We start from the raw sequence: 17,313 nt of genomic DNA, 5'->3' as shown, positions 1-17,313 counted from the left end.
AGGTGGAAAAAAACCATGCTGCAAAAAACCGTTCAATTGCACGGAAAGCACCAGTGGAGTGTGCTTTCGCAGCAGATCGAGGACGAATACGATCCCGAATCCGAGGGTGGATTTCGGAGTGTCGTCAAGACCTTTGAGGAAACCCGTGAGGCGATGGTCCTGGAAGGGGGCGGTCTCGCCTCCTATTTCTGGCTGGATGGATCGAAAAACCTGCTGGACCTGGACGATCTGACGCAGATGGTATCCCATCTTGGCGGCATGTTGGGGAGCCTGTTCGAGTATCCGGGGCGGGTACTGACGGTTCGGTATTTTCGGGATGTCACGCGATCGCGGCAGCAGTTTCTCAAGAATCTGGAAGCGATCACCGACAAGGTGGAGGCACTGGGATTCAAGCGAGATTTCGCGGATTTTCTGCGCAAGCGCGAGGTGCTGTCCAAGTATTTCGTTCCGCAAGGGGCTATTCTCTGCATCGAAACGCACCTGAGCGCCATAGACAATCGCGTCGTCAAGTCGGCGTTGAAGGAAAACGGCGAACGCATTCGCAAATCCGGCATTCCCCTGTGGGCGCTCAAGCAGGGGCAAAATCCGTTCAAGATCGTGGCCGACATGGATATGACGCATCGCGGTACCGTGGCCTCGGTGGAATCGGTCTTTGCGCATCCGTTGATCAACCTGACACTGAACCCGCTGACCGTGGACGAGGCCGTCTCCGTTTTGCGGAATCAGGTGGGTATCGATCCGGTGGTGGACCCGCAGAGGCCGTTCGCTGTGGATACCCGACCTTCGCCGCGGTTTATCCAAGGCGGTCTGCACGTCTTGCCGTCCCGGATCGCCGAGGCGGTGCTTCCGGAAGATATGGAGAATCTTCGGGGGGGATACGTGCGCTCCGGTCAGGCCATTTTTGCGCCCATCGCGGTGTCTCTGGGGGTCAAGGATCCGCACAACGCCACCCTGGCGGCCTTGCTGAACGATCTGCGCTCGGACATCCCATTCAGCATTACCTGGCGATTGCAGGGCGGGGCCATGTCCATGGCGAATTCCCGAAAGTTTGCCGCCACGATGATGAAGTTTTTCAACAAGACGGCAAATGGGCTGATTCAGGATGCCGTGGTCGATCTGGTGGATGCCCAGCTGCATCACCACGATCCGGTTTGTGCCCTGCAGATGGTCATCGAAACCTGGGCCTGGAAGGACGAAAAAGACCAGCAAACGCTGGTAGCGCGACGTGCCAGTACGCTGGAGGGGGCATTCCGGACCATCTGGGGCGTACAGGTGCAGAAGATGGTGGCCGATCCGATCCAGGCCCACCTTTTGGCGCAACCGGGATTTCTCGCTGCGGGTTCGATACCGGTGCTCCCCATCAATCTGTCGGACGCGCTCAAGCTCATGCCGCTGGGGATGGCAACTTCGCCCTGGTCCGGGGAAGATCCCGCAAAGGCGACGTTCTGGATGCGGTCGTTACAGCGGAAGACGATGCCGGTGGCCTTTGGCGACTCCAGGGTGCAGAACAGCTTCATCTCGCTGATCTTCGGGCTGTCGGGATACGGTAAGTCGGTACTGATCGCCAACGCCATCATTGCCTACATGCTGTCCCAGAAAAAGCTGCCATATCTCGCGATGATCGATGTCGGCTATGGGGCCATGGCCCTCATGGAGTTGCTGCGGCACTACCTCAAGGATACCGACCGGATTCTGGGGTTTGATCTGCACAAGCAGGGAAAGACCATCAACCCCTTCGATACGCAGCTCGGATACCGGTATCCCCTGAATTCCCAGAAGGAGTTTCTTATCAATCTGCTGGTCATGATCGTGCGCCGGCCTGGGGTCGAAGAAGAAGATATGGTCGATGAAGTGGCCGAGGCGGTCATTGGCGCGGTGTACCGGTACCGGGCGGACGAACCCAACAGCCGGCCGCACCTGTACGTTCCGGGAAAAGACCGGCGAATCGACGAGGCACTCCAGGGTGAGCCCGTCGATAACCGCACGCGGTGGTGGGATGTGGTGGATCTGCTGTTTCGCAAGAAGGAAATCGATCTGGCCGCGTCGGCGCAGCGGTTTGCCATGCCAACCTTGAGCGATGTCATTACGGTGATCAACGAAGATCCGGCCATTGCCTCGCAGTTTGGTAATGTGATGCACCCCCGGCTTGGGATGCGGATTCTGGATCGCGTGGCGTTGTCGGTATCGCAAGCGGTGGATCGGTGGCCGATGTTGGCCGGTCACAGCGATTTCAGTATCGGCAAGGCCAGCATGGTGGCGATCAATCTGGAGCATGTGGTTCGGGACCGTTCCGACACGGGGAAGAAACAGGCCGGCATCATGTACCTCATGGCCCGGTTCCTGTTGACTAAGGATTTTCTCTTTCACCCGCTGGATGCTCAGAGCGCGCCGGACCTGTACCGTCGCTACCACGAGATTCGCGCTGAGCGGATTCTGACGACGCCCAAGCTCGGGGTGTACGACGAGCTGCACAACACCAATGGTTTGCCAGCCATCACCAACCAGATCGAGAAAGATGCGCGCGAGTGGCGCAAGAATAACGGTATCTTGATGCTGGCCTCGCAGATGCCGGACGATTTCAGCAAAACCTTGGCGAACATTGCCACCAGCATTTACATCCTGACGAATCCCTTTGGGGATGAAGATAATCCGTTGTTGGAAAAATTTTCCCTGAGCAAGAAAGAGGCCAGCATCATCAAGAAATATTGCGTGGGTGGCGCAGAAGGCGGGTCTGGTGTGTACTGCATGTGGCGCACCAAGACCGGCGGGGATTTCCGGCAGTTGGCGTTCAACGTGGCTCCCCCGGCGGAATTGTGGGCCTACACGACCACGCCCAAGGACCGGGCGCTCCAACGCTACCTGACGCCGCAGCTCGGCCTGGAGGATACGCTGGATCTCCTGTCCGTGCGCTATCCCGGCGGTTCTGCCGTCAAGGAGATTGCCGATGTGAAAGGTATCGAGAACGAAAAAGATATTCAGCAGATGATGCAGGAGGAAGCAGCATCGGGTGGAATAGACCCGGATGTGAAAACCGTAGGGGATCGTCTGGTAGCCATCTGGAAGGAGTTTGTCGCGCAGCGGATACTTCAGGAACGGAAGCAGGCGGGGTGAGGCAAAAGAAATCCCCCGGGCCGCCGCACGACCGGGGGTGGGTGCAAACGTAGACCGTTTTCCATCAGGGCGTTCCTTGGTTTGCTGGTTCTTTTGTACCTGAAAAAACAGAAAAGTTCAATATGTTCTGTTTGTAGGAGTTCGCTATGACAACGCAAGCAAACACGATTAGCCCACTGTGGGTAAAACCATGGGGTGCCATGCGGTCTATCTTTCGCTGGATGTTAGAAGCCCTCGGCGCGACGATATTGATCTTTGGCCTGTTCCTGGTGATTGTGGCTCTCACACATCAGATTCCTTCACTTGGTCGCCTCATCGCTTTTCATCCAGTCGGGTCTGCGCAAGGTTTTTTGGATGCGTTCTGGATTGTTTTTGTATTTTATACTTTTTTGATTTGTACCATAAAAATCACAAAATCATGGGTAAGCAGCTTTTTGGCCTCATTGATCGCTATGCCGATTTTGTTGACTTTTGTCGCTCTGTTATTCTTTGGTCATGAAGGCAGTGTGGTGAATCATGCCACTTTCCCGCCACCACCGCCAGTTTTCCATCCGATAAAAAAGCATGAAAAGGTGCTTATGCAGATGGTGACTACGCACAACACCGGCAAATATATTGGAAAGGTGTCAGAAGAAACAATTACTGGTAATGCCAAAATTACCAGCATGGGTCATGGCCGGTATCTCGTAAAGATGGAAAAGTGAGGATTTACTTATGACCAGTAACAGTTCTTCCAAAAGCAAAGTATTAGTTATCTTTATTCTTTTATCCTTCTATGTCATAACTCCTTTAACGGCAGGATGTGGATGGTTACTTTCGACAAAACACTGGTATCTGGCTTTATGGGTACCAGTGTTACCGGCAAGTCATCCTCTCGGTTTTCTTGATTACGTCTTTATGGGAGTTCCTTGTGTTTTGTTATCTTTGCTGGTTAGCATACCATTAACTGAATGGATAGGGAGGATAAGTAACTAACAACATCATTTTATTATCGAAACATCTTTTACCAGGAGATCACCATGCGTAAAACATACTTTCTCTTACTTTGTACCTTGGCCCTGGCTGGGTGTGCCAACAATCCCTATGCCAGCAACGCCACGACCGCCGACGCCAGCGGCGGGGCGCTCCTGGGTGCATTGGCCGGGGCCGTGATCGGCAACCAGACCGGTGCGCCCCTGGCGGGAGCCGCCATCGGCGCGGGAGTCGGTGGACTCGCCGGGTATGCCGTGGGCCATGGGCAGCAAACCCAGAACCAGGTTCCACTGCCCGGGTACTACGCGCCACCGGCCAACAATCCGGTATGTCCGGCGGGCTATACTTGTGTACCAGACCAGCAATAGGAGGCCATCGTGTTTGGATTCGGAGAGCACCAAGCAGTACAAAACGCCACCTGCCCCTGCTGTCAAACGCCCATGGAGGACAAGGGCGAACACGGTATCCGTATGGGCGGTTTGACTGGGATGTTGGGGGCAGGCGCTGCCCTCGTCGGTGGGCAGTTGGCCGAGGACGGGGAAGAGGCCTTTGAGAAGAAGCTGGCAGTTCAAGTATTCGTCTGCCCGCAATGCCAGGAGGTTTCTTTCAAGTATCGAGGCGGTCTGTAATCTTGGCAAGCCTTGGTCTCATAAATCCGCAACCGAGCGATAGTTACGACAGCTGGGTTGCGGCCTATTCGGCGTGGTATCGGCATTTCCTCGCCATGCAGCCCACCGAAGATCGTCTGGCCGTCGATTGGGCACACCGTATGGTTGAAGCCTCGATCTGTTTATACCGACGCTCAGACCGCGATCGCATCCAAGAGGCCGCCAGGAAGCGAGTCTACGATGAAACTCATCGGTCGCCGTCGAGTCCTTCAATCCAGACGTGGCGGACACCGATACGCTCGGCATCGGATGTGAACCAGTCGGCGCATCTCCCCGCCATTTCCCGGAAAACCGGAAAATCCAAACCCAGACAGATTGCCCTATGGTAAAGAAAAGCGTCAAAAAAAGTGCCACCTGGTATGCAGATGGGCAATTGAGATGGTTTTGCGTAGAGAAAATCAGGAAGGTCCACCCATTCCCCAGGACGATCCGGACCGGGAAGCGAGCTGGTTTGCGGTGTTCCTATCAGCCGATTCTTGAGCAAATCGATGGCTAAGGCTATGGGCCAGCTGATCGACTCGTGGGTCAGATCGGGATGGAGCGGATGTCGTGCTGCGGTGTTGTGAAAGGCGGGTACCATCCTCAAAGAGGGGATCGAGGCGCTCACGCACAAATTCGGCAAGTTTCTCCGGGTCCGGCGTATAAAACAAACCGAAGCGATGCAGGAGTTTTTTCATGCCGGCCTCGGCACGGGTTCCGAGATCCCAATCCCCACCGACGTGTTCGCGAACCCGATCCTGGTATTTCAGAAATACGGCCATCGCACACTCCTTGCTGGCCGGCTCGCTGCTGGCGACNNGTATCCGTATGGGCGGTTTGACTGGGATGTTGGGGGCAGGCGCTGCCCTCGTCGGTGGGCAGTTGGCCGAGGACGGGGAAGAGGCCTTTGAGAAGAAGCTGGCAGTTCAAGTATTCGTCTGCCCGCAATGCCAGGAGGTTTCTTTCAAGTATCGAGGCGGTCTGTAATCTTGGCAAGCCTTGGTCTCATAAATCCGCAACCGAGCGATAGTTACGACAGCTGGGTTGCGGCCTATTCGGCGTGGTATCGGCATTTCCTCGCCATGCAGCCCACCGAAGATCGTCTGGCCGTCGATTGGGCACACCGTATGGTTGAAGCCTCGATCTGTTTATACCGACGCTCAGACCGCGATCGCATCCAAGAGGCCGCCAGGAAGCGAGTCTACGATGAAACTCATCGGTCGCCGTCGAGTCCTTCAATCCAGACGTGGCGGACACCGATACGCTCGGCATCGGATGTGAACCAGTCGGCGCATCTCCCCGCCATTTCCCGGAAAACCGGAAAATCCAAACCCAGACAGATTGCCCTATGGTAAAGAAAAGCGTCAAAAAAAGTGCCACCTGGTATGCAGATGGGCAATTGAGATGGTTTTGCGTAGAGAAAATCAGGAAGGTCCACCCATTCCCCAGGACGATCCGGACCGGGAAGCGAGCTGGTTTGCGGTGTTCCTATCAGCCGATTCTTGAGCAAATCGATGGCTAAGGCTATGGGCCAGCTGATCGACTCGTGGGTCAGATCGGGATGGAGCGGATGTCGTGCTGCGGTGTTGTGAAAGGCGGGTACCATCCTCAAAGAGGGGATCGAGGCGCTCACGCACAAATTCGGCAAGTTTCTCCGGGTCCGGCGTATAAAACAAACCGAAGCGATGCAGGAGTTTTTTCATGCCGGCCTCGGCACGGGTTCCGAGATCCCAATCCCCACCGACGTGTTCGCGAACCCGATCCTGGTATTTCAGAAATACGGCCATCGCACACTCCTTGCTGGCCGGCTCGCTGCTGGCGACGGACGTTCCGCCCCAACCGACAGACTCAAAGAAATTCTTGACGTTGTTCGCCGCCAGAATGAATTCGGGATCGAGCCGATGGCCATCGTAGGTCACGGGCTGGCCCTGCATGCCTCTGGCCAGCAGATCGCGTGCATAGTGGTGTTGGTTATCGGGAACGTCTGGGTGCTTCTGGTAGGTGCCAAGCTGTGCGGGGTTGGCGACCTTCGCGGCTTCCCAGGCGAGTTGCGCTGCAAGCTCTGCTTGTTGGATGAATTCAAAGGCTTCCATACTAAGTCTCCTGCGTAATGAACCAACATTGCCCAGGAACTTGGTGCCGTAGTGTGCCAGGGCCTACGCAGGTGCGAATGTCGGGGTACGCCAAGGGGGATGGGATGGGGTTCGGGCTTAGGCTAAAGGCAAAACATGCACCATGGCATGGAACCGTGACGGCCTCTGTGTGCGCATATAAAAACATGCCTGTTAACCTTTCTCAGCAACCAGCCGGACGGGGAGGTGGTCGATACAGGCATTGAGCAACCTCAGCGGCAGTTCTGGCTCCCAGAAACGGCGATTGAAGCGATAGACGAACTCGTTCAGATATTCCTGCAGATATTTTCCGGATACCCCATGGAATGTGCCCAAAAGAAAGGCCTTGAGGTTACCAATGGCGGTGTGTACCCACGGCAACCACTCGTCCACCTGATGCGGTTTGGTCACGCGCCCCTCATGCTCCTGGCTCTCTCCGAGAACCCGCAGCGCTATCAAGCCGTCGGTACGGGTAGGTTGCTTGGGGCGCAAGCGTCGCCGCGCGAATTCGCGAATCCGGTCGGCAGAGACCGTAGGCGTCGTCTCTATGGGGAAGCTCGATTAACCCCCAAAAACACAACCGACTGGCACGGCGAAGCTCTCTCTGGCTCAAATCCGTCGGTTTTGAGCTGATATTTCCCTCTATTGTGGGCTTTTTAGCCCTATTTCCTGCCGCTCGGACAGACTACGCCCCCAAAAAGGCCAAACGACGCATGTTGTAGACAATGACCATCATGCCCATGGCGAAGGTGGCGCGGGCCTGACCGATGGTGCGGATTTTCTTCCCGCCCCACTGGGTGATGGCAGCAAAGACATGTTCCACCCGCGCCCGCACCTTGGCAATGCGCTGGTTCCGCCGCTCCTGACAGGCCGAGAGAGGCTTGCCGGGCTTTGCCTTGCGCTGGATCTGCGGGCGATAGCCTTGCTCCCGAGTAAACGCTCCTCTCGATCGGCCCCAACATACCCTTTGTCGGCATAGATCTCCGCACTGGTGTTCCACTCGTCCAGCGCTGCTTCCAAGTGCTGGGAATCATGGACCTTGGCGGTGTCGGCAATCCAGGTCCGAACCAACTTGTGCTTGCGATCCACGCTCACGGTGAACTTGTAGCCGTGGTGGGACTTCCCATGCTTCTTGGTCCAGCTGGCATCTACGTCTTTCTGCCGTCGCTTGGCCGGCTTCCAGTCCGCAGGGACCGCCTCTTGTTCCAGCAGCGCCTTCTCCTCTTTCGTGAAATGTTGCCTGGGTGCCGGAACCAAGGTGGCGTCCACGATCTGACCGGCACGGGCCTCCAGACCATGGGCACGAATCCTGTCGGTCCAGATCGTTGAATAGAGCCGTAACCCCATCTACCCCGATCCGGTTTTCAAAGCTCCAGATGGTCGTGCGATCGGGGATGTTGCGGGAGTGCTCCAGGCCACAGAAACGCCGGAAACTGCGCCGATCCAAGAGCTGAAACTCCGTCTGCTCGTCAGAGAGGCCATGCAGGCGCTTGACCACCAAGACCCGAACCATCACCTCGGTAGGATAGGGAGGACGCCCACCTTTGGGCTGCTCCGGACGGGGAGCGATCTTTTCTACCGCCTGTGCCAAAGCAGAGAAGTCGACCACCGCCTCGATCTTCTGCAAGGGGTCACCGATGGCATTCGCCTTTTGGACATGGATCTCGTCTGCCAGAAGATCGTTGTTCACCGCCGCCCGTCGCGCAATCATCCCGTCTACCCCAATGCCATCTGACTGCCCGATATTCTATCAAAAACACAGGCGCGATGGGGTTTTTCGAGGCGCCCCAACATATAGTTTGCTGTCCGACACGAGCCTAATCACTGCTACTCACACAGATCCTGCCTTTGAACACCCTTGTTCAATATTACTCCTCATCAAGCTGCGCGGGAAGGTCCGCTTCCGCTGCAAACTTCCCATTCATTCATCAGAGCGTGCGGTCAATGCAGCGTGATTATATTCTCATGTGCAGGTCTGTCGATGACCACGGTGAAGTTCAGCCGTTCCAGAATCTGCCGGAGTTTGTCCACGAGGTGATCCCGTGGTACTTGAGCGGCCTCGTAAGCCAGGCCGCAGAGCAAATGCTGGGCTCGCCCTTCGGGTTGGATGAAAACATGGAGGGTAGCATCCGCCCCCTCCTTCACCTGGATCTTGCAACCCTCAGCACGCATCCCCGACTCTTCGACCCAATGCTTTGCTGCGGATACGGCTGCAAGGATCATTTCCATCGTTCGGCCCTCTACGGAATCGGGCTCGGCAACATCTCGTTCCAGGAACCATCGCAACGGGGCACAGGCGTCCATGGTATCTGGGGGCCATCCAAGCGCCTCGGCCTGAGCGCGAATCAGGGTGTCGGGATGGGGCCAATCCGGTATATGGTCCATTGGAAACTCCAATCGCCCGACCAGCAGGTAGACGGTTGGCGTTGTCGTGTGGCCATAGTTCCAGGTATATGGCTCTCTGGCGTCTGGGGTATTGAACGTCCAGAGCTGCAAAGGGCTGACATCCCGTAGCGCGTATATCGACAGTGGCTTCTGTACCCAGTAGACCTTGCCACCCCGGGGGAGGATCTCCTGTTCTCTGAGCACCCGCGTCAGGGCCTTGCGGTCTGCTCCCCGGCACTCCCCGGTCCAGCGAGCGAGGAAGGGAACGGCGATCAAAAGGCTTTGGTAGTCATCTTCGTAATTTTTCGTGCAGGCCATATCCAGAGCGCGATCCCAGAGAAATTCCCATACCGCTGTGAGGCCGTCGGCGCGGAGCCTTTTGAATACCGTCGTAAAGGCTTGACTGTCCTGATCGACAAGCACCTCGTAAAGCCAGACCAACAAACGGGACATGTCTGGGCCGGGTTCCAGATTATCGGACACCGCATGGGCCAAGGGCATCAGCTCGCTCAATAGTGCTTCTATGCGGGCACTACGTTTTCTCATGGCAGACCCCACTTTTCATCTCAGGGCCGGTCCACGGTTCGTGACCTGGTCGGCCTACTCATTTTGGGGATGCCCATGTGCCCGCGTACCAATTCCAATGTTAGCATGCGCCCATGTTACTCCAGATACCGCTGCTGCCAAAGTTCCTGGTCCAGTACCAGCGAGCCTGAGACCGTTTCCAAGCCCTTTTGGATTCAGACTGGGAACTTTTCGCCTGGGCCTTCACAATGTACCGACCGACCAAGAATAGCGTTAATTTGGCTCCTTTGGGAATCCGGTTCTGGGCTTTGGTGGTCCCGCACTGCTTGCGGCGTTTTCCAGACGAAGATTCAATTACCGCTTCCGAGGCGCAGGGGCAGAATCCTTCAGACCACAGGAGCCATCATGCCAGAGAGCCCCAGGGTCAACTGCTCGAAGGAATCGTGCACGAGAGGAAGGATGGACAAATACACAGACACCAACCCACAAATCGAGGCCACAGCATCGGTCGAGATAGACGCCGAGATTACCATTTTTTAGCGATCTTCTGAACTTTCCGCTGCGGGTTCCAAGCGACCTTACAGGCGGGCGTTCATTTGCGTGCGCCACCTTACCAGTGCTCCGGTTTTGTTGTCTTTACCACATCAGAGAGCGCGTGCCGCTCTTCCCCAGGGCATGGTCTTCTTCCCGGTGACGCTGATCTCGGGTCACGAAACGAATCCGAATGTGATGATGCTCCTGGTTGTACCGAGCGGGAAGTTCCATCAAGCTTTACGGGGCCGGACGAAGTGGGAGCATAAGGTAAAACGTCGCAGTCTGGATGAACGCATCGAATAGTATCGCAGAAAACTGATGGTCCCCCGTAATGTTTTTCTTCGTAACTCGTACTTGCAAATAGCCAAATTGGGTTTATCATACCCTTTTTGCCAAAGAAAAGGATGGTTATGCAAACAGAAAGGAAGCGTCATCGTCGGACAGCGGAAGAACGGTTGGCGGACCTGGAAGCAAAACGCCAGCAGACAGAGGCCAAGCTGCGTGAACAGTTGGCGAAAATCGACGAACAGAAGCGGCGTTTGGCCCAGAGCCCGGCTGTGCGCAAAACGCAGATGGAAAACCAGAAGCGTTTCGAGCACGCGGTACAGAAACTGGCGCCAGACCTTGATCACCGGCATTTCATCGCCATCATTGCCGATGCCGTGGATGGTGGTTTTGATGCCGATGCTCTGGCTGAGAAGGGTGAGGCGCTTTTGGCCGAGCACGGCAAGCCGCGGCGTGGCCGCCGGCCACGTTCAGCGGCGTGAACACAACGTAGTTTTCGGGAGCCTGGGCGTAAGCACGATATGCCCCTGTTGTGGGAGAGCTAGGCCTGATCGAGTGCAGACGTCGTGCCAGATCGATCCCTGCGGGTTCCCCCTTATTTTTTTCTTTCGGATATTGGGAGAGGCAATTATGGAGTCTCTGATTTAGCCATCTGATAGAATGGGCTGACCGAGTAGCGAGGAGATGCCATCCATGACCGGACAGATGACCTTTGCCGAGGAGCCCAGCCTGTCGCGACGCCGCAAGCAGACCAAGCGAGAACGCTTTCTGGCCGAGATGGATGCCGTGGTTCCCTGGGCCAGGCTTGTGGCCTTGATCGAGCCGCACTATCCCAAGGGTGGCAGTGGCCGCAAGCCCATGCCCTTGGAGCGGATGCTGCGTATCCACTTTCTCCAGCAATGGTTCGGCTACTCCGATCCGGGGATGGAAGAGGCCCTGTACGAGGTTCCCCTGCTCCGTCAATTCGTCGGTATCGACCTGGGCCGGGACTTCGTTCCTGACGAGACCACGATCCTGAAGTTCCGCCGCTTACTGGAGCGCCATGCGCTTGCTCAGGCCATCTTTGCCGAGGTGCAGGCGGTGTTGCGGGAGAAAGGGCTCTTTCTGCAGGAGGGCAAGACCGTGGATGCCACCTTGATTCACGCCCCGAGCTCCACCAAGAACCGAGACCGCCAGCGGGATCCGGAGATGAGCTCCACCAAGAAAGGGAATCAGTGGTATTTCGGGATGAAGGCGCATGTGGCAACGGATCTCCAAGGTATCGTACAGGCGGTGGACTTCACCGCGGCCAAGGTACCGGATCATCAGCGGCTGGAGGGGCTCCTTACCGGAGAGGAGTCGGTGGTCCTCGCTGACCGGGGCTATGACTATCCCCAGGTGCATGACACGCTGGTGGCCCGAGGCATACGGAACGCGGTAGCGCGGCGACGCTATCCTGGGCAGAAAACCGGATTGGCGGCCCTCAAGCGCTACAACCGCGCCATTGCCCGGATCCGTGCCCGGGGAGAACACGCCTTCCGGGTGCTGAAGTGCCAATTCGGTTATCAGCGAACCAGATATCGGGGTCTGGCCAAGAACGGTGCTCAACTGACCACGCTCTTTGCCTTGGCCAATCTGTACATGCTGAGGAGATATCTCCTGGCCGCGTAGGGAGTGGTGTGCCCAATATCCAATAATTCTCCAGAAAATGGGGGAATTTGACGGATAAGTGACCTGATAGCAACGTGCTTAGGTCAATACTGGGGACAAGGCGCACCTTTTTAGGCTAGGTCAGAGCTTCCTTATGGATATCCAGACGGTCGATCAGCAGTACCAGCAGTTGCAGCAAGAGGCCCAGGGCGTCATGCAGAGCCTGCAGACGCTGGCTGGCAAGCTCAAGGCCGCCGCTGACGGCGGCAACCAGGATGCTCGGGAATGGCTCTTGGATCTCAAGGAACTCGCACTCAGCATCCAGCAGGAGCAGCAGCAGGTGATGGCGGTGATGCAGGCGCTGCACCAGGCCATGCAGAATGCGCAGAACCAGTGGCAGCCTGGCTATCCGCAGGCACCGCAGCCGCAGGGATATGGCCAGTCTGGAATGCAGCCGGGGCAGGGGAGTGGTTTCCTGTCGAGCTTCCTGAACTCCGGCTTTGGCCGCGCCATCGAGCTGGGGGCGGGTTTTGGCATTGGGGATGATCTGATCAACAGTATTTTCTAATTTTCATAAAATAAGGTAGCGATGGGTAGAATAGCACAGGGTCTCTGCGCTGCACTTATGCTGCACTTCGGGCGGGAATGAAAGGGATCTTTCGGGTTCGGCAGGGAAGCTAAATTACTGTGTATTCTATAAATATTCAGTATCTTATTGAAAGTGTTGGGTGTATGAATTGGCCTGCAAAGCCGCGTACCTCGGTTCGATTCCGGGCCCAGCCTCCACACCTCGACCATCCTCCGGCGCGATCTGAGAGCGCCTCGCTCGGCGGGCTGCCTGTCTGGGGATATCGGTGATCGTACTTCCCTTTCCCTTGGTGGCAACCATCAGCCTTGCCTTGACCCTGGCCGTGGCGAGCTCCGGCTCCCTGTTTCGGCCCGATGCCTGGTACGAACGCTTGCGCAAGCCAAGGCTGATGCCTCCGGGTTGGGTTTTCCCCGTGGTCTGGACCGTGTTGTACGTCCTCATGGCCCTGGCTGCGGCCGAAATCTTTGTCCACTACGACGCTCCCCTGCGTCCCTGGGCACTGACACTCTACGCCCTGCAGCTCATCGCCAACGCTCTGTGGTCCTGGCTGTTTTTCAAATTGCACAGGCCACTCTGGGCCCTGTGGGATCTCATCCTGCTCTGGCTCTTGGTGCTGGCCTGCATCCTGGTCTTCGCCGCGATCGCAACCCCCGCCGCTCTGCTGCTTCTGCCTTACGGTTTCTGGCTCCTGATTGCGCTCTATCTGAACGCTGCGACCTGGGTTCTGAACCGCAAAGAGCGACGTTGACGGCCATATCCTGGGCTAAGCCTTCGTGTTGGTGGGACGTGCGTCATTGGCGCCGGAAGCGCGTGCGTATCTCCGCCGTTCTCGTGGCTTTTCCGGCCATTGCCAGCCACTTCCCGCTGGGATACACTCAGCGGCCTTGGAGAGGTGACCGAGCGGCCGAAGGTGCAGCACTGGAAATGCTGTGTACTCCAAAAGGGTACCGTGGGTTCGAATCCCACCCTCTCCGCCAATGACAGCCAAGTTTCCGATAGTTAAAACATCCTCATCAAAGATCGGAAACGCGCGCTTTTCCGCTGGTCGTGACGGTTGTGGCGACCCCAATGATCAGGGAAGTTGCCAACCCGCCTCGCGCAGCATGGCGCAGAGCGCTATGAGCGGTAGGCCCATGAGCGCGTTGGGGTCGTCTCCGGCCATACGCTCCACCAGACTGATGCCCAGGCTCTCGGAGCGAAAACTCCCGGCGCATTCCCAGGGCTTGTCCGCCTCCAGGTAGCGGGTGATGCTCGCCGCATCCAGAGGACGCAGCCAGATGGAGTAGACCTCGCAGCGGGTGCGGCAGAAATCGGGCCCGATGAGGCTCAATCCATTGAGAAAATCGATGCGTTTGCCCTGCATGCGCATGAGTTGCATTCGGGCCTTGTCCGCGGTGCCGGGTTTTCCCAGAATCTCACCGTCACAGAGGGCTATTTGATCGGCGCCGATGACCCAGGCACTTGGCTGAGTGCCCGCGATTTTGCGCGCCTTTGCTTCGGCCAACCGAGTTACCAGTTCCCGAGGCGGCTCCCCCGGAAGTGCCGATTCGTCCACCTGCGGTTTCTCGACGCGAAAAGGTAAGCGCAGACGTTCCAGAAGCTCGCGCCGGTAGGGGCTGGATGAAGCCAGAATGAGTTCCATGCCGTCAACCGGTGTTGCGTTGGCCGGCGGCAATGGCGTTGATGGTGCGCAGGAGGGGATCGAGCCAGGTCTCGCGGAATTCCTGGGGGGTATCCTCATTGCGGTAGCGGCGCAGCAGGGCCAACTGGATGTGGTTGAGGGGCTCCATATAGACATTGCGGCGCTGCAGGGAGAAGGCGAGGGTGGGGTTGTCGGCCAGGGGGGCCGGGAGGTCCAGGGCAGTCAGCAGCTCCGCCAGACTGAGCTCGTATTCCGCGCGGATCTTGGCGAAGATCTTCTGGGCGCATTCTTGATCCTGGGGCAGACCGGCGTATTCCCGGGCCAGGTCGAGATGGGTCTTGGCCATGGCCATGGAGATATTGCCCAGCAGTGCGCGAAAAAATGGCCAGTGTTTTGCCATGTCGCGGAGCGTATTAAGGCGGTCGGGGTCATCGCCGCGCCAACGCGCCAGGGCGGAACCCAGGCCATACCAGGCGGGCAGAACGTGTCGCGACTGGGCCCAGGCAAAGACCCAGGGAATGGCGCGGATGGAGGCCATGGAGCGATCGCCACGGTGGCGATGGGAAGGCCGGGAACCGATGTTCATGTGGGCGATTTCGTTGAGGGGCGTGGCCTCGTAGAAGTAGTCCATGAAGCCCGGGGTGTGCTCCGTCAGATCGCGATAGACGGCCTCGCCGATCTCCACGAGCTCGCTCATGACCTGCAGGTAGTCTGGTCGATCCAGCTCAACCCGGCGGACCAGCCCGACGCTGGCACGGATGAGGCCGGCAACCCCCACGGTCAGCTCGTAGACCGCCGTCTCCAGGTTGGCGTACTTGAAGGACAGCACCTCACCCTGCTCGGTGATCTTGATCTGGCCGCGAACGGTATCCGGAGGCTGGGCCATGATGGCCTCGTAGGTGGGCCCGCCCCCGCGACCGACGCTGCCGCCCCGGCCGTGAAACACGCGGATCTGGATGCGGCGGCGATCGGCAAGCTCCGCCAGGCGAATCTGCGCCTGATACAGGGACCAACTGGAAGAGAGGATGCCACCGTCCTTGCAGGAGTCGGAGTAGCCGAGCATTACTTCCTGGAGGTTCCCCTGACTGCGGAGGATTTCGGCGTAGACCGGGTCGTCCAGGAGCCGGCTCATGACCGCCTCCATGCGCTCGAGGTCGTGAATGGTCTCGAAGAGGGGGGTTACGGCGATTTCGCTGTACAGCCCTTCGCGCGACCAGCCGGCCAGGCCAAACTCCTTGGCCAGGAGGAGCACCTCGAGGATGTGACTGGCCTCGTGGGTCATGGAGATGACGTAGCTGCCGAAGGCCTCTGGACTGACCTCTCGGCGCAGCTGGGCAATGCAACGAAACATCGCACAGGTTTCCGCGGCCAGAGGGCTCAGCTCCGGCGTCTCCGTGACCAGACAACCGGGACGGCGCAGGGCCTCGGCCAAGGTGAGCAGACGCTGCTCCTCTGGCTGTTCCAGGTAGTTGGCAAAGCCCGCTACGTCGCGAAAGAGTTCCGCAATGGTTTGGCCATGGACCGTCGATTCCTGGCGAATATCCAGTGCTGCCAGATGGAAGCCGAAGGTTTCCAGCAACCAGACCAGATTCTGGACATCGTGTTCGGCAATGTAGTGGTCGCGGTGCCCGCGCAGAGAGTCGCGCACCAGCAGCAGATCCTCGAGGAACTCGCTCGCACTGCTGTAGCCGGGTCCGGCTGCCTCGTTGAGAATCTGACCGTTTTCCAGCTGGCGCAGGCGCAGATCCAGACGGGTCATCATGTAGCGGAGTTTGCGCCGGTAGGGTTCGCTGGGAAAACGCTGATTGACCCACTCGGCGAGTTCTGGAAAATCGTCGGCGTCGCGTTCCAGCGAGGCCAGCAGCACGGGGGATACGGCGCAGAAACGGCTGGAATGGCCCAGGAGTTGATAGAGGTCGGCCAGACGCCGCTGATATTCCCGCAGTACCTCCATGCTCTGGGTACGCAGCGCCCAGCCGGTGATGGCTGCCGTCACATTGGGATTGCCGTCGCGGTCGCCACCAATCCAGGAGCCAAAGCGGATGAAGGCGGGAATATCCACGTTGGGGTTGCCGTAGACCCGGCGCACTGCACGGCGCGCAGCGTGATAGCACATGGGCACGGCATTGAAGAGGCTGTCGCGAAAGTAGAAAAGGCCGTTTTCCACCTCGTCCTGTACCTGCGGTCGGTTGCTGCGCACCTCTTCCGTTTCCCAGAGAATCTGGATCTGCGCCTTCAGTTGACGGAGAACGTCGTTTTCCTCTTCCTGGGACAGGCTTGGGTCATCCAGCATCTTGCTGGTGAGGAAGATGCGGCGCAGGCCGTGGAGCACCGTACGCCGTTTGGACTCCGTGGGGTGGGCGGTGAAAACCGGAAGGTAACGGATCTGACCCAGCAGATACTGCAACTGGCCGGAGTGGATGCCCTGCTGCTGCAAGGCGCGGAAGGTCTCTTCGAAGGAGCCCACCCAGAGTGCCTCACTGCGTTGGAGGAGGCGGCGGCGCTGCAGGTGCTGAAACTCCTCTTCGGCAATGTTGACGAGGCTGAAATAGGTATTGAAGGCGCGAATGACCAGGACCAGGTCGTCCTGGGGCAAGGCGTCTATGAAGCGGGCCAGACGCTTGCGTAGCTTGGGGTCTTCCCGGCGGTGCAGGCGGATATAGCCCTGGCGCAACTGCTCCACCGCGTTGAAGACGCGGTCACCTGCCTGCTCCTTGAGCACCTCCCCGAGCAGGTTGCCGAGACGCTTGACTCGCGCCCGCAGGGCCCGATCGTTGGGTACCTTTTTGTTTTCCACGCGACCTGTTTCTCCCGTCAGTAATGGTAGCAAGGGACGCCGGTAGTGTACGGACGCGGCTTCCCGACGCCATCTTAAAGCTAAAG

At 57.9% G+C, this 17,313-nt stretch carries 13 protein-coding genes, 1 tRNA gene and 2 pseudogenes; 9 read left to right on the top strand and 7 right to left on the bottom strand.

Annotated elements, in window-relative coordinates; genetic code table 11:
- The first annotated feature begins 15 nt into the window (after positions 1-15).
- The 4 genes from ACAty_RS07690 (at position 16) to ACAty_RS07675 (ending at position 4,712) form a co-directional block, all read left to right on the top strand.
- The gene (locus tag ACAty_RS07690) at positions 16-3,111 is read left to right on the top strand and encodes a hypothetical protein (RefSeq protein WP_004872427.1); all 3,096 of its coding nucleotides are present in this window, start codon (positions 16-18) and stop codon (positions 3,109-3,111) included.
- A 146-nt stretch (positions 3,112-3,257) separates the two neighbouring features.
- Positions 3,258-3,815 (top strand): hypothetical protein, encoded by a 558-nt coding sequence (locus ACAty_RS07685; protein WP_038471857.1) that lies wholly within the window; start codon positions 3,258-3,260, stop codon positions 3,813-3,815.
- A 315-nt stretch (positions 3,816-4,130) separates the two neighbouring features.
- The gene (locus tag ACAty_RS07680; protein ID WP_004872425.1) at positions 4,131-4,451 is read left to right on the top strand and encodes a glycine zipper domain-containing protein; all 321 of its coding nucleotides are present in this window, start codon (positions 4,131-4,133) and stop codon (positions 4,449-4,451) included.
- Positions 4,452-4,460: 9 nt separating this feature from the next.
- Positions 4,461-4,712 carry a hypothetical protein gene (locus ACAty_RS07675; RefSeq protein WP_038471855.1) on the top strand — a complete coding sequence of 84 codons (252 nt, stop codon included), beginning with the start codon at positions 4,461-4,463 and terminating at the stop codon, positions 4,710-4,712.
- A gap of 437 nt (positions 4,713-5,149) precedes the next feature.
- On the opposite strand, the gene ACAty_RS15830 is transcribed toward ACAty_RS07675, so the two are convergent.
- From ACAty_RS15830 to ACAty_RS07650, 5 genes and pseudogenes are all read right to left on the bottom strand, one after another.
- Positions 5,150-5,512: a hypothetical protein gene (locus tag ACAty_RS15830; RefSeq protein WP_038471853.1), complete on the bottom strand. Its 363-nt coding sequence runs from the start codon at positions 5,510-5,512 to the stop codon at positions 5,150-5,152.
- Positions 5,513-6,154: 642 nt separating this feature from the next.
- The gene (locus ACAty_RS07665) at positions 6,155-6,823 is read right to left on the bottom strand and encodes a hypothetical protein (RefSeq protein ID WP_004872422.1); all 669 of its coding nucleotides are present in this window, start codon (positions 6,821-6,823) and stop codon (positions 6,155-6,157) included.
- A gap of 192 nt (positions 6,824-7,015) precedes the next feature.
- Positions 7,016-7,390, bottom strand: a pseudogene (locus ACAty_RS07660) (IS1595 family transposase); the annotation flags it as partial.
- Between the two features lie 136 nt (positions 7,391-7,526).
- Positions 7,527-8,549 (bottom strand): annotated as a pseudogene (locus tag ACAty_RS07655) (IS5 family transposase).
- Positions 8,550-8,782: 233 nt separating this feature from the next.
- Positions 8,783-9,772, bottom strand: coding sequence for a hypothetical protein (locus ACAty_RS07650; RefSeq protein ID WP_038471851.1), 990 nt, complete (start codon positions 9,770-9,772; stop codon positions 8,783-8,785).
- A 923-nt stretch (positions 9,773-10,695) separates the two neighbouring features.
- On the opposite strand from ACAty_RS07650, the gene ACAty_RS07645 reads away from it, so the two are divergent.
- The 5 genes from ACAty_RS07645 to ACAty_RS07625 all read left to right on the top strand — a co-directional run bounded on the left by ACAty_RS07645 (position 10,696) and on the right by ACAty_RS07625 (position 13,765).
- A complete protein-coding gene (locus ACAty_RS07645; protein WP_038471849.1) occupies positions 10,696-11,052 on the top strand; it encodes a hypothetical protein in 357 nt (118 codons plus the stop codon).
- Between the two features lie 223 nt (positions 11,053-11,275).
- On the top strand, positions 11,276-12,220 hold the full coding sequence (locus tag ACAty_RS07640; RefSeq protein WP_169737325.1) for an IS5 family transposase: 945 nt from the start codon (positions 11,276-11,278) through the stop codon (positions 12,218-12,220).
- 133 nt (positions 12,221-12,353) lie between these two features.
- Positions 12,354-12,767 carry a hypothetical protein gene (locus ACAty_RS07635; RefSeq protein WP_004872494.1) on the top strand — a complete coding sequence of 138 codons (414 nt, stop codon included), beginning with the start codon at positions 12,354-12,356 and terminating at the stop codon, positions 12,765-12,767.
- 286 nt (positions 12,768-13,053) lie between these two features.
- Positions 13,054-13,536, top strand: coding sequence for a TspO/MBR family protein (locus ACAty_RS07630; RefSeq protein WP_004872644.1), 483 nt, complete (start codon positions 13,054-13,056; stop codon positions 13,534-13,536).
- A gap of 138 nt (positions 13,537-13,674) precedes the next feature.
- Positions 13,675-13,765 (top strand) — tRNA-Ser (locus tag ACAty_RS07625).
- A gap of 95 nt (positions 13,766-13,860) precedes the next feature.
- On the opposite strand, the gene ACAty_RS07620 is transcribed toward ACAty_RS07625, so the two are convergent.
- Together ACAty_RS07620 and ppc are read right to left on the bottom strand one after the other, a co-directional pair.
- The gene (locus tag ACAty_RS07620; RefSeq protein ID WP_014003043.1) at positions 13,861-14,430 is read right to left on the bottom strand and encodes a Maf family protein; all 570 of its coding nucleotides are present in this window, start codon (positions 14,428-14,430) and stop codon (positions 13,861-13,863) included.
- Between the two features lie 4 nt (positions 14,431-14,434).
- A complete protein-coding gene (gene ppc, locus ACAty_RS07615) occupies positions 14,435-17,227 on the bottom strand; it encodes a phosphoenolpyruvate carboxylase (protein WP_004872419.1) in 2,793 nt (930 codons plus the stop codon).
- Positions 17,228-17,313: the final 86 nt, after the last annotated feature.

The sequence above is a fragment of the Acidithiobacillus caldus ATCC 51756 genome (assembly GCF_000175575.2).
In the GTDB taxonomy this organism is placed as follows: Bacteria; Pseudomonadota; Gammaproteobacteria; order Acidithiobacillales; family Acidithiobacillaceae; genus Acidithiobacillus_A; species Acidithiobacillus_A caldus.
This window is presented reverse-complemented; position numbering and strand designations above follow the sequence as displayed.